Source organism: Citrobacter sp. wls714, from assembly GCF_005281025.1.
GTDB classification, from domain to species: domain Bacteria; phylum Pseudomonadota; class Gammaproteobacteria; order Enterobacterales; family Enterobacteriaceae; genus Citrobacter; species Citrobacter werkmanii.
Genome location: NZ_SZWZ01000028.1, coordinates 107217 through 130868, shown reverse-complemented (window position 1 = coordinate 130868; position 23652 = coordinate 107217). Strand labels below are relative to the sequence as shown.

Sequence of the window (23652 nt, the reverse complement as noted above, 5' to 3'; positions counted from 1 at the left end):
ATGGCTAACCCGCTCTATCAAAAACACATCATTTCCATAAACGACCTCAGCCGCGATGACCTCAATCTGGTCCTCGCAACGGCGGCGAAATTAAAAGCGAACCCACAGCCGGAGCTGTTAAAGCATAAGGTCATCGCCAGCTGTTTCTTTGAGGCGTCCACCCGCACCCGTCTATCCTTTGAAACTTCTATGCACCGTCTGGGCGCCAGCGTGGTAGGTTTCTCTGACAGCAGCAACACGTCTCTGGGCAAAAAAGGCGAAACGCTGGCTGACACCATTTCCGTCATCAGCACCTATGTCGACGCCATCGTCATGCGTCATCCGCAGGAAGGCGCCGCGCGTCTGGCAACAGAATTCTCTGGTAACGTTCCGGTTCTTAACGCGGGCGACGGCTCTAACCAGCATCCAACCCAAACGCTGCTGGATCTGTTTACCATTCAGGAGACACAGGGCCGCCTGGACAATCTGCAAATCGCCATGGTGGGTGATCTGAAATATGGCCGCACTGTCCACTCCTTAACTCAGGCGCTGGCGAAATTTGAAGGCAACCGCTTCTACTTCATTGCCCCGGATGCGCTGGCCATGCCGCAATACATTCTGGATATGCTGACTGAAAAGGGCATCGCCTGGAGCCTGCATGGCACTATCGAAGAGGTAATGGCGGAGGTCGATATCCTCTATATGACCCGCGTACAAAAAGAGCGTCTGGACCCATCCGAATACGCCAACGTGAAAGCACAGTTTGTCCTGCGCGCCAGCGACCTGAACGGCGCCAGAGCCAACATGAAGGTACTACATCCGCTGCCGCGTATTGATGAAATCACCACCGACGTCGATAAGACGCCGCACGCCTGGTATTTCCAGCAGGCTGGCAACGGCATCTTCGCCCGCCAGGCGTTATTGGCACTGGTACTGAATAGCGAACTGGCACTGTAAGGGAGAAAAAGAGATGACACACGATAACAAACTGCAGGTTGAAGCCATCAAACGTGGCACCGTGATTGACCATATTCCCGCACAGGTTGGTTTTAAATTGCTGACGCTGTTCAAGCTGACAGAAACCGACCAGCGAATCACCATCGGTCTGAACCTGCCGTCCGGTGAGATGGGTCGTAAGGACTTGATTAAAATTGAAAATACCTTCCTGACCGACGAGCAGGTTAACCAGCTCTCTCTGTATGCCCCGCAGGCAACGGTGAACCGCATTGACGATTACGATGTTGTGGGTAAATCACGTCCGAGTCTGCCAGAGCGCATCGACAACGTGCTGGTGTGCCCGAACAGCAACTGTATCAGTCATGCTGAGCCGGTTTCTTCCAGTTTTGCAGTGAAAAAGCGTGCTGATGACATCGCACTCAAATGCAAATACTGTGAAAAAGAGTTTTCGCATTATGTGGTGCTGGCCAACTAATTTGGGTTGGTTATGAAATGTGGCCTCTCTATAATGGCCGGGAACATTCTATTACCGCTGTAATTCAGGAGAAATCATGAGCAAGACTATCGCGACGGAAAATGCACCAGCAGCAATCGGCCCATACGTACAGGGTGTTGACCTGGGTAGCATGGTAATCACTTCCGGTCAGATCCCGGTCGATCCGAAAACCGGCGCCGTAGCGGAAGACGTGTCCGCTCAGGCGCGTCAGTCGCTGGAAAACGTAAAAGCTATCGTTGAAGCAGCAGGTCTGAAAGTGGGCGACATCGTAAAAACGACCGTCTTCGTGAAAGACCTGAACGATTTCGCTACCGTCAACGCCACCTACGAAGCGTTCTTCACTGAGCACAACGCGACCTTCCCGGCGCGTTCTTGCGTGGAAGTTGCCCGTCTGCCGAAAGACGTGAAAATCGAGATTGAAGCGATCGCCGTTCGTCGCTAAATCTGCTTGTGCCGGATGGCGGCTTCGCGTAATCCGGCCTACGCAAGCGTAGTTTGTAGGCCCGGTAAGCGCGAGCGCCACCGGGCATTTATCACATCACGCCAAACAGTTTCGGCAGGAATAGAGAAATCGCCGGAATGTACGTCACCAGCATCAGCACCAGGAACAGCACCAGGTAGAATGGCAGCATCGCCTTCACCACCTGCTCGATTTTCTGCTTACTCACCGCACTGGCCACAAACAGCACCGACCCCACCGGCGGCGTAATCAGACCGATCCCTAAGTTCACCAGCATGATCATGCCAAAATGGACCGGGTCAATGCCGAGCGCGTTGGTTACCGGTAGTAGCACCGGCGTCAGGATCAGGATCAGCGGCGCCATGTCCATCAGCGTACCGATCAGCAGCAGCATGATGTTAATGCACATCAGGATGACATATTTGTTATCCGAGATGCTGGTGAAGGCTTCGGTAATCCGCATCGGCAACTGCATATAAGTCATGACGGCCCCAAACGCGGCGGCAAAACCTATCAGGATCATGACGATAGTGACCGTTTTCACCGTGCGGAACATCAGCTTCGGCAGCTCAGACCATTTATAGTCACGATAGATAAACATGGTGACAAAGAAGGCCCAAAGACAGGCAATCGCCGCGGATTCCGTGGCGGTAAAGATACCTGACAGGATCCCGCCCATGATGATCACCACCGTCATTAATCCCCACAGCGTATCGACGAAAATCTTCAGCGCCTGGCGAAACGGTACGCGCTCCCCTTTTGGATAACCGCGTTTATGGGCAAAAGCCACGCACATCACCATCAGGCTAAAGCTCAGCAACAGGCCCGGCAGGATCCCGGCGATGAACAGCGCGGCAATCGACACCGTCCCGCCCGTTGCCAGCGAGTAGATAACCGAATTATGGCTGGGCGGCGTGAGGATCGCCTGCACCGAGCCGCTGGCGGTTACTGCCGCGGCAAAATCGCGCGGGTAGCCTTTTTTGTCCATCTCCGGGATCATCACTGAACCGATAGAAGCGGTATCGGCCACCGACGATCCTGAAATTGCGCCAAAAAAGGTCGAGGCGACGATGTTTACCAGCGACAGCCCACCGCGGATAAAGCCAACGAAAATATAGGCAAAATTCACCAGGCGGCGCGCGATTCCCCCTTCTGCCATGATTGCCCCGGCCAGAATAAAGAATGGGATCGCCAGTAGCGAAAACTTGTTTACTCCGCTGGTCAGTTGGATCATTACTGCTTCCAGCGGAATATCAATATACCAGGCTCCAATGATGGCGCTAATGCCAACCGCGTACGCTACCGGTACCCCAATCGCCAGCATAATGCCAAGCGTAAAGACGAGAATAAATGCATCCATCTGCTTTCCTTAATGAAATGGGGGCGGTAACTAGCTGGTTGAACCCAGCATGACAACGGGACGTTGATATTGCGGGCCGCGGAATATCTTTTCTGCGATAAACAGCAGCGTGATAGCGGAGCCAATCGGCAACGGCAGATAGTTTTGCCCGGCGCTTAAAAGCGGGAATTCCGCTACGGGCTGGTCCCACAGCTCAAGACACAGATTGGTTCCATACCAGAGAATAAACAGGCTGATCGCCACCAACATGATATCTGCGATAATCGAGCAGTAACGACGGGCGGACTCCCCCAGACGGTCAATGACCATGCTCACCGCGATATGTGAACCTGCGCGATAGCTCACCGCCGCGCCAATAAAGGTGAACGTCACCATACAAAGAATGGCGACCGGTTCAGGCCATGACAGGGCATTGTTCAGGACATAGCGTGCAAATATGCCAATGGGGATAATAGCGACCATAACCAATAATGCGACACCGGCAATCCACATAGAGACCCGATAAAGAAAATCCATTACCGATGAATAGCATTCACCCATAATTATCACCTCGAATTAATCAAAAGACTCAGGCAGAGGATTGCTTCCCTCCGCCTGATGAATTACTTCACATCCTGAATACGTTTGATCAAATCCTGGTGGTCTTTACCGTAATTATCCCGCACTGACTGCGTGGCTTTATAGAAATAGTCAGTATCAATATCGTGGAACTGAACGCCATTGGCTTTCATAGTCTCCAAAGATTTCGCATTATATTCTTGCCAAAGTTTGCGTTGTTCTATCTGCGCTTCTTTGGCGAGCTTAATAATGAGTTCCTGGTCTTCTTTTTTCAATTTATCCCATTTGGCTTTGGAGAACAGAAAAAGCTCAGGAATAATAAAGTGTTTGCTCCAGGTATAGTTTTTAACGACCGGTAAATAGTTGTGCGCAACAAATGTTGGCGGGTTATTCTCTGTGCCATCAATAACGCCGGTTTGCATACCGCTAAACACTTCGCTGACGCCCATCACGATGGCGTTAGCTCCCATCGCTTTTAGGGTATCCAGCGCTATCGGACTCCCTTGAACGCGGATTTTCATACCGTGTAAATCTTCCGGTTTCACCACCGGATTTTTGGTAATCAGGTTGCGCGTCCCGGCATCCATCCAACCAAGAAATACCAACCGCGATTTCGTATTAGCCGTCAGACGGTCGCCAATCTCTTGACCGATCATGCCGTCAAGGACCTTATGCAGATGGTCTTCATCGCGAAAGATATACGGCAGGGTAAACACGTTAATTTCAGGAAGAATGGCGGCAACAGGCGTCATTGAGACGCGAATAATATCGATAGCACCTAATTGCGCCTGCTCAATCATCTGTTTTTCATCACCTAACACGCCACCTGGAAATGTTTTAATCTCCAGACGGCCATCGGTCGCAGCGCTGAGTTTCTCCCCCATATGTTTCACTGCGACAACGTTCGGGTAATCAGCCGGATGCACATCCGCGGCGCGAAAAGTTTGTGCCAGCGTTGCATGACTCGCCAGTAATACGGACGCGCCAATACACAGACTTAACAGTTTTTTTGTCAGTTTCATTTGTCCTTCTCCAGAAGTTCATAATATCCATTAACAGGAATAGCTTGCAGAGCAAATGACTGCCGGAATTAAAACGGGCAGCGAGAAACTTTCTTAACGACGTTACCTGTGCAGACTAGCTGGTGTAACAATTTATTTCGATGACTGTGTTCACAAAAAATCGCAGATGCTAATAATTTTTAGCACAGTGTTTCATTTTTGCAACGCAGATCGTTTTCTTGATAAAAAAACAACGCAAGGAAGGCGATTTGATACTAATTCCCTCCGCTAGTATTTCAATAAAAATAAAACACTAATATTTCGTGGGAATATCTTTCGAATGAAAAAGAGAAATGCAGGATGGTATTTACACCATCCTGCTGAGAAGTTTGATGTTTACTGCCAACCGTAGCGACGGCTATAAAAACCTTTCACTAATTGGGTCAATGTCATGTAGCCCGCCAGAATCGCAATCAGCCACGGGAAGTAGCTCAGCGGCAGCGCCTGCAATTGCAGATAGCTGGCCAGCGGCGAGAACGGTAATGCAATACCCACCACCATCACGACCAGCGTCATTAGCATCAGCGGCCATGCGGCGCGACTTTGGATGAACGGCACGCGACGGGTACGGATCATATGCACAATCAGCGTTTGCGACAGCAGGCCCACCACGAACCAGCCCGACTGGAACAATGTCTGATGCTCTGGCGTATTGGCATGGAAGACAAACCACATCAGGCAAAAGGTCAGAATGTCAAAGATCGAGCTGATCGGCCCAAAGAAGATCATAAAGCGGCCCAGTTCAGCAGGATTCCAGCGCTGTGGTTTTTTGATCTGCTCTTCGTCGACGTTATCAAACGGAATCGCCACCTGAGATACATCGTACAGCAGGTTCTGGATCAGTAAGTGCAACGGCAACATCGGCAGGAACGGCAAAAAGGCGCTCGCCACAAGTACGCTAAACACGTTACCGAAGTTAGAACTGGCGGTCATTTTGATGTACTTCAACATGTTAGAAAAAGTACGGCGTCCTTCGATCACCCCTTCTTCCAGCACCATCAGGCTCTTTTCCAGCAGGATAATATCTGCCGCTTCACGCGCAATATCGACCGCGCCATCAACAGAGATACCGATGTCCGCCGCGCGCAGCGCAGGAGCGTCATTGATGCCATCGCCCATAAAGCCAACCACGTGGCCTTCACGCTTGAGCAGCGTAACAATGCGCTCTTTGTGCATCGGCGTCAGGCGGGCAAACAGCGTGGTGCGCTGGGCCAGTTTTGCCAGTTCGTCATCGCTTAACCCTTCAATGCTGCTGCCAATCACCACATCGCCCGCATCCAGCCCCACTTCATGGCACACTTTTGCCGCCACCAGCTCGCTATCACCGGTGAGAATTTTCACCGTAATACCGCTGGCTTTCAGCGCTTTCAGCGCCGGAGCGGTGGTCTCTTTCGGCGGATCGAGGAACGCGATATAGCCTTCGAGGATCAAATCCGACTCATCAATACGCTGGTAATCACCTTCACGCGCGGGCAGGTACTTGGTGGCCACCGCCACTACGCGCAGCCCCTGACGGTTCAGCGTATCCGTGACGCGTTTTACCCGACGTAGCATGCCCTCATCCAGGGGGACAATCTCGCCGTTGTGGCGCACCTGGGTGCAGACGCTGAGGATCTCCTGCAGCGCGCCTTTGCACACCAGCTGATGTACATCAGTTTCTTCAGCAACCACCACCGACATGCGGCGACGTTCGAAATCAAACGGGATCTCATCGATTTTTTGCCAGCGGGTAGAGAGCTGGCGGGCAGATTCTTCATCCACGCCTTCCAGCACCGCCGTATCCAGCAGATTCTTCAGCCCGGTCTGGTAATGGCTGTTCAGCCACGCAGAATGCAGAACGTGCTCGCTGGGTTTGCCGGAAATATCAGTATGATTCTCCAGCACAATTTTATCCTGGGTCAGGGTCCCGGTTTTATCGGTGCACAGGATATCCATCGCGCCAAAGTTCTGGATGGCATCAAGGTGCTTGACGATGACCTTTTGTTTAGACAGCTTCACCGCCCCGCGCGCCAGCGTCGAGGTGACGATCATCGGCAGCATTTCCGGGGTCAGCCCCACCGCAACAGACAGCGCAAACAGCGCCGCCTCCCACCAGTCGCCTTTGGTATAGCCGTTAATGATGAGCACAATGGGCGCCATCACCAGCATAAAGCGGATCAGCAACATGCTGACGCGGCTGAGCCCTTTCTGGAAGGCATTCTGCTCGCTTTCCTGCTCGCTGACGCGGCCCACCAGTTGCCCGAACCAGGTATTGGCTCCGGTCGCAATCACGATAGCCTGCGCCGTACCGCTCACCACGTTGGTGCCCATAAAGCACAGGGTATCGCACTCCAGCGGGTTGCTTTGCTGCGGGTCGCGGCTGGTTGCGACCTTCTCCACGGGTAGCGATTCACCGGTCAGCGAAGCCTGCGCCACAAACAGATCGCGCGCCTGGACGATACGTAAATCCGCCGGGATCATATCCCCTGCCGCGAGCTTAATAACATCACCGGGTACCAACTGGTCGATCGGCAGTTCAACCCAACCGTTCTCCCCTTTTTCGTTGATCACACGCAGCACCGTGGCGGTGTTGCTGACCATCGCTTTCAGCGCGTCTGCTGCTTTGGTAGAACGCGCCTCCTGCACAAAATTCAGCAGCGTCGAGATGGCGACCATCAGCGCGATGACGCCAGCAGCGAACAGATCCTCAGTGGCATAGGAAATGGCGCCAAGAATGGTCAACAGAATATTAAACGGATTGCGGTAGCAGACCCACAGATGCACCCACCACGGCGACGGCTTCTGCGCCGGCAACTGGTTTTCGCCATGGATTTCACGAGCGTTCTCGACCTCTGTAGCGTTTAATCCTTCCGGGTGCGCGCCAAACGTTTTCCACAACGCGGCTTCGTCCATCAGCGCCATTTTCAGGCAATGTTCGCTCAGTGAGGGCGGGATCGGCGTGCTGGCAACGGTTTGCGCATTGGGCAACGGATCGCGATGTACCAGACGATGCGGTAAATGGCGGTTAAGCCGGGCAAACAGCTGGCGAGTCATATTTTTGAACATAGGCAGTCCCCCTGCGCCAGTCTTAACGGGCGCAGTAAATCCTTCAGGCGTGGCAAAGCCTTGCCTGATGGCAATTTTCAAATCACAACAGGGACGTCAGAACGTCACTGTCTTACGCATCCGGTAAGACAGTGAAAGACAGGCTTACCGGAAAGTTTTGTTTCTCCGTCTCGGGAGAGGGGTGGGATCGGGATCCATATAGCCTCCGGTAAGTGAAAGATAAGCGCTGCGGATTATACGCAGAAAACCATAAGGTTTGTGGCAATTATGGCGGTATGATAAACCATAGAAACTAAACCAAACGTATACCAGACTTTGCCCATTGCACTGTGCTTGAGTAAAGTTATTCTCTTTTGGCATAACTTCACACGCGACACGGGAAAACAGGATGCAAAATCGGCTGACCATTAAAGACATCGCCCGCTTAAGCGGTGTGGGGAAATCCACGGTTTCCCGCGTTCTCAACAACGAAAGCGGCGTCAGCGAACGTACTCGTGAACGCGTCGAAGCGGTGATGAATCAGCACGGTTTTTCCCCTTCCCGCTCCGCACGCGCCATGCGTGGGCAAAGCGACAAGGTGGTGGCGATTATCGTTACGCGCCTGGATTCTCTTTCAGAAAATCTCGCTGTGCAGACCATGCTGCCCGCTTTTTATGAGCAGGGTTACGATCCGATCATGATGGAAAGCCAGTTCTCGCCTGAACTGGTCGAAGAACATCTGGGCATGCTCAGACGCCGCAATATTGACGGTGTGGTGCTGTTTGGTTTTACCGGCATTACCGAAACGATGCTCACTTCCTGGCAGGATTCTCTGGTACTGCTGGCCAGAGATGCCAAAGGCTTTGCCTCCGTCTGCTATGACGATGAGGGTGCTATTCATAACCTGATGCAGCGTTTATACGATCGCGACCACCGCCATATTAGCTTTCTTGGTGTTCCCCATAGCGACGTGACCACTGGTAAGCGCCGTCATGAAGCCTACCTGGCATTCTGTAAGAAACACAAACTGCATCCGGTTGCCGCACTGCCGGGTCTGGCCATGAAGCAGGGTTATGAGCAGGCCGCCAGTGTCATCACCCCGGAAACCACCGCCTTAGTCTGTGCGACGGATACCCTTGCCCTTGGGGTCAGCAAATATCTGCAGGAGCAGCGGATTGAAAATCTGCAGTTGGCGAGTGTGGGCAGCACACCGCTGATGAAATTCCTCCATCCGGAAATTATCACCGTCGATCCAGGCTACGCTGAGGCCGGACGACAAGCGGCCTCACAGCTGATCGAGCAGATCAACGGCCGTAGCGAACTGCGACAAATCGTTATTCCCTCCACCCTCGCCTGATCGCTTTCTGAGCGCTAATTTGTGATCTTCGCTGCGTTTCGGGAACGTTCCCATTTTTAAATATTCATCGAAGAGATACTCTGGCGGCAGGTCAACAACAGGGCTTAATAATGAGCAAAGTAAAACAAGCAGACATCGACCGGCTGATTGAGCTGGTAGGCGGGCGCGACAATATCGCTACGGTGAGTCACTGCATCACTCGCCTGCGTTTTGTACTGAATCAGCCTGCGAATGCCAGGCCGAAAGAGATCGAGCAGTTGCCGATGGTCAAAGGCTGCTTCACCAACGCCGGGCAGTTTCAGGTAGTGATTGGCACCGAGGTGGGCGATTACTACAAAGCACTGCTGGCGACCACCGGCCAGGCCAGTGCCGACAAAGAGCAGGCGAAAAAAGCCGCGCGGCAGAATATGAAGTGGCATGAACAGCTGATTTCCCATTTTGCAGAGATCTTCTTCCCTCTGCTGCCTGCGCTGATTAGCGGCGGCTTGATCTTAGGTTTTCGTAATGTGATCGGCGATCTGCCAATGAGTAACGGGCAGACGCTGGCGCAGATGCATCCGTCGCTGAAAACCCTCTACGATTTCCTGTGGCTGATTGGCGAAGCGATCTTCTTCTATCTGCCTGTCGGGATCTGCTGGTCAGCAGTGAAGAAAATGGGCGGCACGCCGATCCTCGGTATTGTGCTGGGTGTGACCCTGGTTTCGCCGCAGCTGATGAACGCCTATCTGCTCGGTCAACAGGTGCCGGAAGTGTGGAACTTCGGCCTGTTCAGCATTGAGAAAGTGGGCTACCAGGCGCAGGTTATTCCGGCCCTGCTGGCCGGTCTGGCGCTCGGGTTTATTGAAACGCGCCTGAAACGCATCGTCCCGGATTATCTGTATCTGGTGATCGTCCCGGTGTGCTCGCTGATCCTCGCGGTGTTCCTTGCGCACGCCTTTATCGGTCCGTTTGGCCGCATGATCGGCGACGGCGTGGCGTTCGCGGTTCGTCATCTGATGACCGGAAGCTTTGCGCCGATTGGCGCGGCGCTGTTCGGCTTCCTGTATGCGCCGCTGGTGATCACCGGCGTACACCAGACCACGCTGGCTATCGACATGCAGATGATCCAGAGCATGGGCGGTACGCCGGTATGGCCGCTGATTGCGCTGTCAAACATCGCTCAGGCTTCCGCGGTGGTCGGCATCATTATCTCCAGCCGCAAACACAATGAACGCGAAATATCAGTACCTGCGGCGATCTCGGCTTATCTCGGGGTAACGGAACCGGCGATGTACGGCATCAACCTGAAATACCGCTTCCCGATGCTGTGCGCGATGATCGGCTCCGGTCTCGCCGGTCTGCTGTGCGGCCTGAACGGCGTGATGGCGAACGGCATTGGCGTCGGCGGCCTGCCGGGAATCCTCTCCATTCAGCCAACTTACTGGCAGGTATTTGGCATGGCGATGGTCATCGCGATTGTTATCCCGATGGTACTGACCTCATTCGTCTACCAGCGTAAATACCGTCAGGGCACATTACAGATTGTTTAACTTTTCTTCGGGGCGCAGTTGCGCCCCATCGTATCTCCAGGAAACAGCAATGAATATTCCACACTGGTGGCAAAACGGCGTTATCTATCAGGTGTACCCCAAGAGCTTTCAGGACACCACCGGCAGCGGCACGGGTGATTTACGCGGCGTAACGCAGCGTCTCGACTATCTGCAAAAACTGGGCGTTGATGCCATCTGGTTGACACCCTTCTACATTTCGCCGCAGGTTGATAACGGCTACGACGTCGCCGACTACATGTCTGTCGATCCGGCTTACGGCACGCTTGCAGACTTTGACGAACTGGTAGCAGCGGCGAAAGCGCGCGGCATACGCATTATTCTGGATATGGTGTTTAACCACACCTCAACCCAGCATTCCTGGTTTCGTGAGGCGCTGGATAAAGACAGCCCGTATCGTCAGTTTTATTTCTGGCGTGACGGCGAACCGACCACCCCGCCGAACAACTGGCAGTCAAAATTTGGCGGCAGCGCCTGGGGCTGGCACGCCGAAAGCGAGCAGTATTATCTGCATCTCTTTGCCCCGGAGCAGGCCGACCTGAACTGGGAAAACCCGGCGGTACGCGCCGAGCTGAAAAAAGTCTGCGAGTTCTGGGCCGCTCGCGGCGTGGACGGCCTGCGTCTCGACGTAGTCAATCTTATCTCCAAAGATCAGGACTTCCCGAACGATCCCGACGGCGATGGCCGCCGTTTTTATACCGACGGCCCGCGCGCGCATGAGTTTTTACGCGAGATGAACCGCGACGTCTTCACCCCACGTAGCCTGATGACGGTCGGCGAAATGTCTTCCACCACGCTGGAAAACTGTCAGCAATACGCCGCGCTGGACGGCAGCGAACTGTCGATGACTTTTAACTTCCACCACCTGAAGGTGGATTATCCCAACGGTGAAAAATGGACGTTAGCCAAACCGGACTACGTGGCGCTCAAAACTCTGTTCCGCCACTGGCAGCAAGGGATGCACAATCAGGCATGGAACGCGCTTTTCTGGTGTAACCACGACCAGCCGCGCATCGTGTCGCGTTTTGGCGAGGAAGGGAAATACCGTGTGCCAGCCGCCAAAATGCTGGCGATGGTGCTGCACGGCATGCAGGGCACGCCCTATATCTACCAGGGGGAAGAGATTGGCATGACCAACCCGCACTTCCGCCAGATTACCGATTACCGCGACGTAGAAAGCCTTAACATGTTCGCGGAACTGAACGCTCAGGGACGCGATGCCGAAGAGTTGCTGGCAATCCTCGCCAGTAAATCTCGCGATAACAGCCGCACGCCGATGCAATGGGACGGCAGCAAACATGCCGGATTTACCCAGGGCGAGCCGTGGATCGCACTGTGCGACAATGCGACGGATATTAACGTGGCAGCCGCGCTTGATGATGCCGATTCCGTGTTTTACACCTATCAGAAGCTGATCGCCTTGCGCAAAACGGAGCCGGTTATTACCTGGGGCGACTACCAGGATCTGTTACCAGACAGCCCACTCGTATGGTGTTATCAGCGCGAATGGCAAGGACAGCGGCTGCTGGTCATTGCCAACCTGAGTGATACCTTCCAGAACTGGCAACCGACTCATACCAACGGAAACTGGCAGGTGCTTATGCACAACTATGACGAGGTCGCCAGCCAACCCGTTGACATGACGCTGCGTCCTTTTGAAGCCGTCTGGTGGTTGCATAAATAATGGCGCAAAGATACGGATAAGCGTCATTATTCGTATCTTCAATTACGCAGTTCGTATGGGATGTATAGCGATACCTGAAATGTACCATGATAAAATTTACAAGCTCTGGGGAATAAAATAAAAATACACCTGCCTCTTATTATATTACCCGGCAGGATATTATGAAAAATCTTATTAGAACATGTACTATTTCAGCATTACTGATTAGCAGCCAAGGATGGTGTGGGAATACTGCAGTTGATTTACGCTTTGGTCATAACACAAACTCTGAAGCAAATGACTCAAGAATTAAAGTTATGCATCAGGCTGACAACGGTTTTTATTTTTCCGTTGAGGCTGCACAAAATCACAATGACACGTTTTTTGGCGATACCGATAGAAACGATCCCGATGATAAAGGTGTGACTGAAGCAGCTCAAGAAATAGAAACTCGCTGGCGTTTTGACTTAGGTAATGGTTATGCAATTGCACCAGGCTTAGTTACTGTATTTACTTCCAGCAACACGCACTATCGACCTTTTATTCAGGGTTGGAAATCTTTTGATAATGGACTTAATCTCTCAGCGCGCTATCGCTATAACACAATAAACGACTCCCACAGTGACAGAAAATTAGACGGTAGCGGTTACACTCGCCGCGAGTCACACCAGTTCGATCTCTGGTTTGCCTATAATATTGGTAATTTTGGTATGTCTTATAATCCTCGTTTCCGCTGGCAGGATGGTGTCGACCAGGGAACAGGTGATGATACATACTGGGAGCATACCGTGGCGTTCAATTATAAACTGGACGATGGCTGGACCCCGTATGTTGAGTTAGTATCTCTTGATAAAACCTACATCAATGACCACGGGGATCATGAAAATGATTACGCCGTGCGTCTGGGGATTGTTAAGCAGCTCTGATGTTTCACGCCGCATCGTGTTGCAGCAAATAGCAACCGATGCGGTCAACCACAGTAAGCAGTTCAAGCTGGCCTTCCCGTTGGTATAAAGAAATCGCATCAATATCAATGTCCAGAGGCCAGCACAGTGTTGCCAGCGTCGCTAATGTTGATCCTCTCTTGGTAATCGCAATTATTTTTAGCCCTTTACGCAACGCATTTCTTGCCATTTCAACTAACGAGGCAGTTTCACCTGATTTACTGATGAGCACCAGCGTTCCTTGGGAAACCCGTGTGAGCTGGTGAATGTCATTGAGAATTAAATGGGGCAAACTCGCCAGCGAAAGAAAACGAGAAAGATAATTCAAACTGGTCAGCGATGCCCCGCGTGAATATAAAAATATATGACTTGAATTAATCAATTGGTTACATAGTTGTATTATCAGCTCTTCTTTTTCGTTGCCTATGCTAAATTTCACCGGCTCCGCGACACGTCTGTCTCGTGAAAACTGATACCGCAATTCGGTATAGCTTTGATACCCCATTTTTTTACACACTCGATTCACGGACGTGGTGGTGGTGAACGTCTCGGTAGCAATCACTTTGGCGGAAATACCAGAGATTTCATGTGCATGACACTGTATATATTCAAATATTAACCTTTCATTACCTTGAAAAGAATTCATAAAACAGCACTCTTTAACTAAAGATAGATTGATCATACCCGTATCTTATACCAGACACTGCAATGTGAATCACACTATCATGTTTCAGGTATCCCCATACGCAATAAGTATCACCAAACGTTTATTGGACTTTTTATTTCTCTTTATAATTCCTGTAGTTCTATTTTCAGAGATTTGACAATGACACCACAAAAAATAGTTGCAGTAACAGCATGCCCTACAGGTATTGCGCATACATTTATGGCGGCCAACAAAATTGTCGCCTGGGGAAAAGAAAACGGCTTTAACGTTAAGGTCGAAACACAAGGAAGCGACGGAGTTAAAAATAAGCTCTCCCGTCAAGATATCGCCAGTGCTGATGCTATCATCCTGGCGGTTGATGTCCCTGTCCAGGATGCCGAACGTTTTGAGAACGTACCTCATCTCAAAATACGTACGCAGGAACTAATCAAGAATACCGACCACTCTATTCATCGGGCGCTGGCTTTGGATAAAGATACGACTACCGCCAATGACGAACCAGAAGAACGCCGTTCCGCCTGGCAGATCTTTATCGGACATATTATGGCGGCAATTAGCTATATGTTGCCTGTCGTGGTGCTCGGTGGATTACTCATGGCGGTAGCGAAAATAACCGGGCAATTCATTCCCATCAACGGAACACCGTTTGAGGTGCTGGATAAACTGGGCTTTATGGTCATCAAGTTTATGTACCCGGTATTCGCCATGTATCTCGCCTTTTCTATCGCTGGAAAACCGGCGTTAATACCTGGCCTTATCGGCGGTATTATGTCTGACGAAGTCTATAAGCGCTTTTTTGATCTCGAAGGTTTTATGCCCTCGGGATTTTTTGGCGCTATCGCAATCGGCTTTTTTGTCGGTCATCTGGTGCAGTGGTTCAACGATACGATAAAAGTACGTCCGCAAATTACCACTATAAAAACCATGCTGATTGTGCCTATGTGCACCGGTATCACGCTGGTGATTGTCATGCAGTACCTGATTAACCCAATTTTTGGCGCACTAAACCAGGCGATGGTGACCTTTTTTACCTCTGCTGGCGACTCTGGACGCAATTTTTACTCGCTGATGATTGCAGCAGGTACTGCTTTCGACCTCGGCGGGCCGATTAACAAAGCGGCGGGTTCAGTGGCTCTGGGACTTAACGGCGTGAGTGAGACCTTCGATTTAACCGCCAGAGAGCTGGCCATTGTCATCCCTTCAATCGGCGTCGGCATTGCTGCATTGCTCAATAACCGCTTCGGCCTTCCTAACGTATTTAACAGCGAAGAAAAAACTATCGGTAGCACTTCACTGCTACTGGGTTTCATTGGGATTTCTGAAGGCGCGATCCCATTTATTCTGAAGAATCCCCGTCTGATCCCGGTATTTATGGTCGGGGCAATGGCAGGCGCACTCATTGCCACAACGTTAGGTGTCAAACAATCTTTACCGCTGCCTGCCGTTTGGGGATGGCCGCTTGCCACCAACGTTACGGGTTATCTAATCAGTGTTTTCGCAGGCTCTCTGGTGTGCGCGTTAGGCGTGCTTTTCTTCAGCCCGAAACTGGCAACAAATTCAGGAAAGTAAAATGAGTCATATCCATGTCATCGCGCACACGCACTGGGATCAAGAGTGGTATTTCACCCTACAGGACAGCAATATTCTGGCATCGCGAAACTTTGCCGATGTTATCGACACTTTAGAAATTCACCCCGATTACACCTGTTACCATTTCGATGGACAAACCGCTGTTGTTGAGGATTTTCTGGCCGTCAATCCGCAGTATGTTAACCGTCTGAAAAAACTCGTCAAACACAAACGGCTTTTTATAGGCCCCTGGTATACCCAAACGGATACTTTCAACGTTCACGGCGAATCGATTATCCGCAACCTGAAATACGGCATTCTTTCTGCGCGAAAACTGGGTCATGCTATGATGGTGGGCTATCTGCCCGATACATTTGGTCATAACAGCCAACTCCCTACACTGCTCCGCGGATGCAACCTGGATAACATCGTTTTCTGGCGGGGCATTAATCATGATACTCAGGCTGAGCAGAGCCAGTTTATCTGGCGTGCGCCGTCAGGCTCGGAAGTGATTGCCTGCGTAATGCCGTTCGGCTATGGCGCGGCCAAAAACATTCAGCCAGACGATGCGCACCTGCAAGAAAAAATCTTTCCGATGGTTAATCTCATCCGTCAACGTTCTGGCCTGAATGACCTGCTCCTGCCCTGCGGCGGCGATCAGGTCAACATCGATCCCAACTTGCCGAAAATTCTGCAGACAGTCAGTAAAAAATCATCAGAAGGTGATCGGTTCCTGCTCTCATCGCTGGAAACGTATATCGATACGCTTCGTCAGCAAGCCAAAGGATTTACCTGCTGGCAAGGAGAGTTGAAGTCACCGCGCTATACCCGGATCCACAAAACCATCGGCTCCGTCCGCTACGACATTAAAAAGAAAAATTACGATGTCGAGCAATTTTTACTGGGTAAACTGGAGCCAACGATCGCGCTGGCTCGCCAGCATGGCATTGATGTCAACCTCCAGTGGGTTGATCAAATCTGGAAAAACCTGTTACGCAATCATGCCCATGACTCCATAGGCGGATGCAACAGTGATGCGACTAATCGGGACATTCTTCACCGCCTGGAACAGACCGAACAACTCAGCCATAGCCTGTGGAATCTGGTGATGAAAGAGTTGGCGATGGCCAGTAGCCAGGAGAACGATCTCGTTGTGGTAAACCCCGGCGCTACGTCCTGGTCCGGGATCATCAACGCCACACTGTACAGCCGCACGCCCTCCCTGAAGCTCTTCATTGATGAGCAGCCTCTCTCATTTAGCATGATAGAACAAACGGAACTCCCCGGCGGACGCATGATTCAGGTTACGCCGCAGGGTGAAAAAGAAGTTGAGCTTGCGCCTTATTACCGCTCGCAAGTCGCCATCGACGTAGCACAGTTGCCCGCGCTGGGTTACATCAATATTGCCGTTCGCGAGAGTGAGCACGCAGTCTCTACGCTCCGCTCTTGTGCTGAAAGCCATATTGAGAATGAGCATTATCGGCTAACCCTGGGTGGTGGAACGCTGACGTTTGAGGATAAACGCAGCGGTAGGGTAATTGCTGATCTGCTAGCGTTTGAAGACTGTGCAGATGCTGGCGACAGTTATGATTTTTCGCCACTGGAGGGCGATATCCCCAACCAGTTCAATAATTTTTCGCTCCTCGCTTGTGAAAAAAGTCAGCATGTCGAGCGTTTAACGCTAGGAATCACTCTCAGTCTGCCTTCTTCATTAAGCCAACGTGCAACACAAGATTGTCCGGTACAGATTGTATGCGAGCTACGCCAAGGTGAAGCCCAACTTTTCATTGATGCTCATGTGGAAAACAAGGTTTGCGACCACCGTCTGCGTCTGCTGATCAACAGCGATATTCACACCCGTGAATCAATAGCCTCACAGCCTTTCGGCATTATTCACCGACCCGTGGCCGATGCCCCCGCTGACTGGCGGCAACATTATCGCGAGAAGCCCGTCGATATTGAAACCAGTGAGGGAATTATTGCCATTGCGGAAAACAACAAGGCGCTGATCGTTAACAGCCTGGGCATGAAGGAATTTCAGATCCTGCAAAACGGGACCTCGCAGCTTGCGCTGACGCTCTTCAAATCGACAGGCGTTTTAGGGCGTGACGATCTGGCCTGGCGTCCTGGGCGCGCTTCCGGAATCAATAACACTGTCATTTACACGCCAGAAGCTCAGTTACACAAGCCTCTGCATTTTAGCCTGACGTTGTCTCTCGCCGAACGCGCCGACCATTTGACATTACGTCGCCTGGAAACCCGAGTGCTACGCCAGCCATTCAATTGGCAGAATCAGAAATTGAACACACTGGATAACCGCCTGGAACGCTTCACGCTCAATTTTACACCGCGTTCACTTCCAGAAACCTTCAGCCTGCTGTCGCTTCCAGAGCCGCTCATTCTTTCGGCGCTCCCCCACGCCCAGACGGTAAATGGCACGATCCTACGTGTTTTCAATGCCGGAGAGCATCCGGTTGAGCTTCCGCCATTTCTGCAAGAGATGTCACAGATTAACTATCTGGAAGAACCCGTTGAACACTGCCATGAAATTGCACCGTTCGCCACCTGCGATTTCCTTCTCCCACAACCGGAGCGTCACGTAAAAGTATGAATAATTCCCCGCGTGAAACATTTATCCGCGAGACGCTGGCGCAGCTCTATCCGCAAGCTGATCATCAGGCAATCGCGGCAAAAATTGAGCAACTTATCCAATACTGGAAACCCAAAACACAAACGGCAGTACCGTTAGATCAGAGCCGCATCTGGATGATCGCCTATGGTGATAGCATCTGCGCGCAAGGGGAAAATCCTCTGTCGATTCTCCACCAGTTTGCAAAACTGTGGTTAAAAGGGACGATCAGCGATATCCATCTGTTACCTATGTTCCCCTGGTCCTCCGATGATGGTTTCAGCGTGGTGGATTACCGGCAGATTGATCCCAATCTTGGGCAATGGTCAGATATTGCGGCACTGGCTGGCGATTTTAATTTGATGTTCGATTTTGTGATTAACCATATTTCACAGCAAAGCCGTTGGTTTCAGGGCTATCTTCGCGGCGAGCCTCGCTACCAGAACTACTTTATCAACGCCGATCCGGATGAGGATTATCATCTGGTAACCCGCCCACGGACGCTGCCGTTGCTTACCCCCTTCAAGCGATCGACAGGGGAAACGTCACACATCTGGACGACATTCAGCGCCGATCAGATCGATCTCAATTTTCGTGAATCTGACGTTTTATTGGAAAGCATTGATATTATGCTGGAGTATGCCTCACGCGGCGCCCAGGCGATTCGACTCGATGCCGTAGGCTTCCTGTGGAAGGAAAGCAACAGCAGCTGTATTCACCTGCCGCAGACCCATCTGATCATAAAACTCTGGCGAGCGATTCTGGAAGAGAACTGGCCTGACTGCCTGTTGATTACCGAAACCAATGTGCCACATCAGGAAAATATCAGCTATCTGGGTTCAGGGGATGAGGCTCACATGGTGTATCAGTTCCCGTTACCCCCTCTGACGTTACACGCTTTCCTGCGCGGCAATGCGCGTTGGCTACGTCAGTGGGCGCAAAGCCTGGAACAGGAAACGTTTCCAGACAACACCACCTTTTTCAATTTTCTCGCCAGCCACGACGGCATTGGATTGAGACCCGTTGAAAATATCCTCTCTACGGAAGAAAAAACGTTTCTGGTCAATGAAGTAGAACGCAAGCAAGGGCGTATTTCCTGGCGTACCAATCCTGACGGCAGCCAGTCACCTTATGAAATGAATATAAACTTCCTGAGTGCATTAAGCGAACCGGGGGAGGCTACTGACAGACAGGTCGCCAGGTTCGCCGCCGCTCACGCCATCCTCTTTATGCTGCGGGGCGTACCTGCAATTTACTACCACAGTCTTCTTGGTAGTGAAAACGATCTGCACGGGCTTAATACATCAGGGCTAAATCGTCGCATTAACCGTGAAAAGCTGGATTTCGCCGCCACGCATCAGGCATTAGTCACCCCTGAATCCCGACAAGCGAAGATCTATGCTGCGCTGTCGAGATTACTTCGGGTACGTAAACAGCATCCCGCTTTCTCACCATCATCGTCTCAGCAAGTCCTTGAACTGCCAGACGCACTGTTTGGTGTCAAACGCCAGATGGGGGGAGAAACCCTGTACTGTGTTGTCAATCTCACTGCAATCACACAACCACTTTCTTTGCCCACCGAAGGAACAGATCTTCTGATGGGGACACCCTTTAACGGCGCTTGCCTGCTAACCGGCTGGCAAACAGTATGGATCCGTACCGCGACGCAACCGGAGGAATAATATGGAACTGTCGGCACTTACTCGCTCTGAATTAATTTTTATCGATCCACCGCACACTTCTCCCGATGCAGTTATTCGGCATATGTCTTCGGCACTGTTTGAATGCGGACTGATTACTAATAACGAGGATTTTATTGACAGCGTTCTCCGCCGAGAAAAGGAAGGACCAACGGCACTGGGCGAAGAGCTGGCCGTCCCTCATGGAAAATGTGACTCTGTCGTAAAGGCATCGTTTTGTGTCGCCCTCTTTCCCGAGCCGATATTGTGGCCGGGTCTTGAAGGGCCTGAACCTGTACGGTTGGTGTTCCTGCTTGCGATTCCGCCAAATGAAGCCGGCACCACGCATATGCAATTGCTGACCCAGCTTACCTCGTCGCTGGTTGAGGATGAGATGCGAAACGCCATTCTTAATGCCACGTCCGTAGAACAGGTGTTAACGCTGCTCTCACCCAGCACTGCCCCTGCTCAGGAAGCGCCAGAACGTCGCGTGAAAGGTCAGCGCCTTGTCCCTCTTATTCTGGGTCTGGTTGCCCTTGCGGCCTTCATTAACGCGGGTATCCATTGGATGCAGTCGTTATCATCATAACCCTTACTGGGCAGTGTGATACCTGCCCAGCTTTACCTTCCTGTTTTTGCTGAATAAATAATCAGAATTTTCCAAGGGTAATTTACAATCGGCTGTAGCGCCCGTCATCTGTACGCTCCGATTTTTACTTTGCGCTACATCAAAAAAATCGTAAACATCCTTGATGCAAATCACTACATATAGAACTTAAAATGCACGCCGACCCAATATGTTGTATTAATCGCCTATAATTGCTACAACTACAATGCACCGCTTCACGGTGGAATTGTGGATAACGTGGGTCAGGATTGCGGGAAGTCATTGGCAATAGAGATGAATAAAGCCATGGCCGCTTCCCCAACCTCTGTGGATAACCTGTTCTTATAAATATGGAGTGATCATGACACCGCATGTGATGAAACGAGATGGCTGTAAAGTGCCGTTTAAATCAGAGCGCATCAAAGAAGCCATTCTGCGTGCAGCTAAAGCAGCGGGAGTCGATGACGCAGATTACTGTGCCACCGTCGCAGAAGTCGTTAGTAGCCTGATGAATGAGCGCAGCCAGGTCGATATCAACGAGATCCAGACAGCGGTAGAAAACCAGCTGATGTCTGGCCCGTACAAACAACTCGCCCGTGCGTACATCGAATATCGCCACGACCGTGATATCCAGCGTGAAAAACGTGGCCGTCTGAACCAGGAAATTCGTGGTCTGGTTGAGCAAACCAACTCTGCTCTGCTGAATGAAAACGCCAACAAAGACAGTAAAGTGATCCCGACCCAGCGCGACCTGCTGGCCGGTATCGTCGCCAAACACTATGCGCGCCAGCACCTGCTGCCGCGTGATGTCGTTCAGGCGCACGAGCGTGGTGATATTCACTATCACGATCTCGACTACTCGCCGTTCTTCCCGATGTTTAACTGCATGCTGATCGACCTGAAAGGTATGCTGACGCAGGGCTTTAAGATGGGTAACGCGGAGATTGAACCGCCAAAATCCATCTCTACCGCGACCGCCGTGACCGCGCAAATCATCGCGCAGGTTGCCAGCCATATTTATGGCGGTACCACCATTAACCGTATTGACGAGGTTCTCGCGCCGTTCGTGACCGAGAGCTTTAATAAACATCGTAAAACCGCTGAAGAATGGCAGATCCCGGACGCCGACGGTTATGCCCATTCCCGTACCGAGAAAGAGTGCTACGACGCATTCCAGTCCCTCGAATATGAAGTGAACACCCTGCATACCGCCAACGGTCAGACGCCGTTCGTCACCTTTGGTTTTGGCCTGGGAACCAGTTGGGAATCGCGTTTGATTCAGCAGTCTATTCTGCGTAACCGCATTGCTGGCCTGGGTAAAAACCGTAAAACCGCGGTGTTCCCGAAACTGGTGTTCGCGATTCGCGATGGTCTGAACCACAAGTTTGGCGATCCGAACTACGATATCAAGCAGCTGGCGCTGGAGTGCGCGAGCAAGCGTATGTATCCGGACATCCTGAACTACGATCAGGTGGTCAAAGTCACCGGTTCGTTCAAAACACCAATGGGCTGCCGCAGCTTCCTCGGCGTGTGGGAAAACGAGAATGGTGAACAGGTTCACGATGGTCGCAACAACCTCGGCGTTATCAGCCTCAACCTGCCGCGTATCGCGCTGGAAGCCCATGGCGATGAAGCCACCTTCTGGAAACTGCTCGACGACCGTCTGGTACTGGCGCGTAAAGCACTGATGACCCGTATCGCGCGTCTGGAAGGCGTAAAAGCCCGCGTTGCACCCATTCTGTATATGGAAGGTGCCTGCGGCGTGCGTCTGAAAGCGGACGATGACGTGTCTGAAATCTTTAAAAACGGTCGCGCATCTATCTCTCTGGGCTACATCGGTATTCACGAAACCATCAACGCGCTGTTTGGCGACAAGCATGTGTATGACAGCGAGCAGCTGCGCGCCAAAGGTATCGCCATTGTGGAACGTCTGCGTCAGGCGGTCGATCAATGGAAAGATGAGACTGGCTACGGCTTTAGCCTGTACAGCACGCCGAGTGAAAATCTGTGTGACCGCTTCTGCCGTCTGGATACCGCCGAGTTTGGCGTGGTGCCGGGCGTAACCGACAAAGGTTACTACACCAACAGCTTCCACCTCGACGTGGAGAAGAAGGTGAACCCGTACGATAAGATCGATTTCGAAGCGCCATATCCGCCGCTGGCGAGCGGGGGCTTCATTTGCTACGGCGAATACCCGAATATTCAGCACAACCTGAAAGCGCTGGAAGATGTTTGGGATTACAGCTATCAGCACGTGCCGTATTACGGAACCAACACGCCAATCGATGAGTGCTACGAGTGCGGCTTTACCGGTGAGTTCGAGTGCACCAGCAAAGGCTTCACCTGCCCGAAATGTGGTAACCACGACGCCGCGCGCGTGTCGGTCACCCGCCGCGTGTGCGGTTATTTAGGCAGCCCGGACGCACGTCCGTTTAACGCCGGCAAGCAGGAAGAAGTGAAGCGCCGCGTTAAGCATTTAGGCAATGGGCAGATCGGTTAATATCCGTTTGCAAAGGCCGTAGGCCTGATAAGACGCAATCGCGTCGTCATCAGGCATCACAATGTTGCCGGATGCGGTGCAAGCACCTTATCCGGCCTACATGCTTTCTGGACACCCGCTATGCGCTACCATCAATACTATCCCGTCGACATCGTCAACGGCCCAGGAACCCGCTGCACCCTGTTTGTATCAGGGTGCGTGCACGAATGTCCCGGTTGCTATAACAAAAGTACCTGGCGGCTCAATTCCGGCGAGCCGTTTACCAAAGAGATGGAAGATAAGATCATTGCCGATCTGAACGACACGCGTATTCACCGTCAGGGGATCTCGCTGTCGGGCGGCGATCCCCTGCATCCGCAAAACGTGCCGGATATCCTGCAACTGGTACAGCGTATTCACGCTGAGTGTCCGGGGAAAGATATCTGGGTGTGGACCGGCTACAAGCTCGATGAACTCAACGCCGCACAGATGCAGGTGGTCGATTTCATCAACGTGCTGGTCGATGGTAAATTTGTGCAGGACCTGAAAGACCCGGCGCTTATCTGGCGCGGTAGCAGCAACCAGGTCGTGCATCATTTGCGTTGATCTCCAGGCG

Annotated in this window: 19 protein-coding genes; 13 read left to right on the top strand and 6 right to left on the bottom strand. The window is 51.8% G+C overall.

From position 1 onward, the window contains the following. From pyrB to ridA, 3 genes are all read left to right on the top strand, one after another. Window positions 1–936, top strand: a complete 936-nt coding sequence (pyrB, locus tag FDX11_RS05580) for an aspartate carbamoyltransferase (RefSeq protein ID WP_038636743.1) — start codon at window positions 1–3, stop codon at window positions 934–936. 13 nt (window positions 937–949) lie between these two features. Continuing rightward, a complete protein-coding gene (gene pyrI, locus FDX11_RS05575; RefSeq protein WP_003025816.1) occupies window positions 950–1411 on the top strand; it encodes an aspartate carbamoyltransferase regulatory subunit in 462 nt (153 codons plus the stop codon). A 76-nt stretch (window positions 1412–1487) separates the two neighbouring features. Next, window positions 1488–1874 carry a 2-iminobutanoate/2-iminopropanoate deaminase gene (gene ridA, locus FDX11_RS05570; RefSeq protein WP_000047544.1) on the top strand — a complete coding sequence of 129 codons (387 nt, stop codon included), beginning with the start codon at window positions 1488–1490 and terminating at the stop codon, window positions 1872–1874. Window positions 1875–1965: 91 nt separating this feature from the next. Here ridA and FDX11_RS05565 read toward each other — a convergent pair whose 3' ends face one another. The 5 genes from FDX11_RS05565 to mgtL all read right to left on the bottom strand — a co-directional run bounded on the left by FDX11_RS05565 (window position 1966) and on the right by mgtL (window position 8114). Then, window positions 1966–3252 carry a TRAP transporter large permease gene (locus FDX11_RS05565; protein WP_003839607.1) on the bottom strand — a complete coding sequence of 429 codons (1287 nt, stop codon included), beginning with the start codon at window positions 3250–3252 and terminating at the stop codon, window positions 1966–1968. Between the two features lie 30 nt (window positions 3253–3282). Further along, complete coding sequence (locus FDX11_RS05560; RefSeq protein WP_061382759.1) at window positions 3283–3792, bottom strand: TRAP transporter small permease; 510 nt, start codon at window positions 3790–3792, stop codon at window positions 3283–3285. 62 nt (window positions 3793–3854) lie between these two features. Then, window positions 3855–4832: a TRAP transporter substrate-binding protein gene (locus tag FDX11_RS05555; RefSeq protein ID WP_042312705.1), complete on the bottom strand. Its 978-nt coding sequence runs from the start codon at window positions 4830–4832 to the stop codon at window positions 3855–3857. 375 nt (window positions 4833–5207) lie between these two features. Continuing rightward, window positions 5208–7916, bottom strand: coding sequence for a magnesium-translocating P-type ATPase (mgtA, locus tag FDX11_RS05550; RefSeq protein WP_137397601.1), 2709 nt, complete (start codon window positions 7914–7916; stop codon window positions 5208–5210). A gap of 144 nt (window positions 7917–8060) precedes the next feature. Next, the gene (gene mgtL / locus FDX11_RS25230; RefSeq protein WP_137350111.1) at window positions 8061–8114 is read right to left on the bottom strand and encodes a mgtA regulatory leader peptide MgtL; all 54 of its coding nucleotides are present in this window, start codon (window positions 8112–8114) and stop codon (window positions 8061–8063) included. Window positions 8115–8304: 190 nt separating this feature from the next. Between mgtL and treR the strand changes: the two genes are divergently transcribed. From treR to FDX11_RS05525, 4 genes are all read left to right on the top strand, one after another. Beyond that, entirely contained in the window at window positions 8305–9252 is a 948-nt protein-coding gene (gene treR, locus FDX11_RS05540; protein WP_042312708.1) for a trehalose operon repressor TreR, read from the top strand. A 110-nt stretch (window positions 9253–9362) separates the two neighbouring features. Further along, on the top strand, window positions 9363–10781 hold the full coding sequence (gene treB, locus FDX11_RS05535) for a PTS trehalose transporter subunit IIBC (RefSeq protein WP_042312710.1): 1419 nt from the start codon (window positions 9363–9365) through the stop codon (window positions 10779–10781). Between the two features lie 49 nt (window positions 10782–10830). Beyond that, window positions 10831–12483 (top strand): alpha,alpha-phosphotrehalase, encoded by a 1653-nt coding sequence (treC, locus tag FDX11_RS05530; protein ID WP_137397600.1) that lies wholly within the window; start codon window positions 10831–10833, stop codon window positions 12481–12483. Window positions 12484–12644: 161 nt separating this feature from the next. Continuing rightward, on the top strand, window positions 12645–13388 hold the full coding sequence (locus tag FDX11_RS05525) for an oligogalacturonate-specific porin KdgM family protein (RefSeq protein ID WP_061382756.1): 744 nt from the start codon (window positions 12645–12647) through the stop codon (window positions 13386–13388). Between the two features lie 4 nt (window positions 13389–13392). On the opposite strand, the gene FDX11_RS05520 is transcribed toward FDX11_RS05525, so the two are convergent. Then, entirely contained in the window at window positions 13393–14052 is a 660-nt protein-coding gene (locus FDX11_RS05520) for a MurR/RpiR family transcriptional regulator (protein WP_042312717.1), read from the bottom strand. Between the two features lie 180 nt (window positions 14053–14232). Here FDX11_RS05520 and FDX11_RS05515 point away from each other — a divergent pair, with 180 nt between their 5' ends. The 6 genes from FDX11_RS05515 (at window position 14233) to nrdG (ending at window position 23642) form a co-directional block, all read left to right on the top strand. After that, window positions 14233–15642, top strand: a complete 1410-nt coding sequence (locus tag FDX11_RS05515; protein WP_137397599.1) for a PTS fructose transporter subunit IIC — start codon at window positions 14233–14235, stop codon at window positions 15640–15642. A gap of 1 nt (window position 15643) precedes the next feature. After that, the gene (locus tag FDX11_RS05510; RefSeq protein WP_137397598.1) at window positions 15644–18253 is read left to right on the top strand and encodes a glycoside hydrolase family 38 C-terminal domain-containing protein; all 2610 of its coding nucleotides are present in this window, start codon (window positions 15644–15646) and stop codon (window positions 18251–18253) included. Continuing rightward, entirely contained in the window at window positions 18250–19953 is a 1704-nt protein-coding gene (locus tag FDX11_RS05505) for a sugar phosphorylase (protein WP_042312723.1), read from the top strand. The genes FDX11_RS05510 and FDX11_RS05505 overlap by 4 nt, the downstream gene beginning before the upstream one ends. Before the next feature lies 1 nt (window position 19954). Beyond that, window positions 19955–20539, top strand: coding sequence for a fructose PTS transporter subunit IIA (locus FDX11_RS05500; protein WP_042312726.1), 585 nt, complete (start codon window positions 19955–19957; stop codon window positions 20537–20539). A gap of 379 nt (window positions 20540–20918) precedes the next feature. Continuing rightward, window positions 20919–23057, top strand: coding sequence for an anaerobic ribonucleoside-triphosphate reductase (gene nrdD / locus FDX11_RS05495; protein ID WP_038636715.1), 2139 nt, complete (start codon window positions 20919–20921; stop codon window positions 23055–23057). 120 nt (window positions 23058–23177) lie between these two features. Next, the gene (gene nrdG / locus FDX11_RS05490) at window positions 23178–23642 is read left to right on the top strand and encodes an anaerobic ribonucleoside-triphosphate reductase-activating protein (RefSeq protein WP_061382751.1); all 465 of its coding nucleotides are present in this window, start codon (window positions 23178–23180) and stop codon (window positions 23640–23642) included. Window positions 23643–23652: the final 10 nt, after the last annotated feature.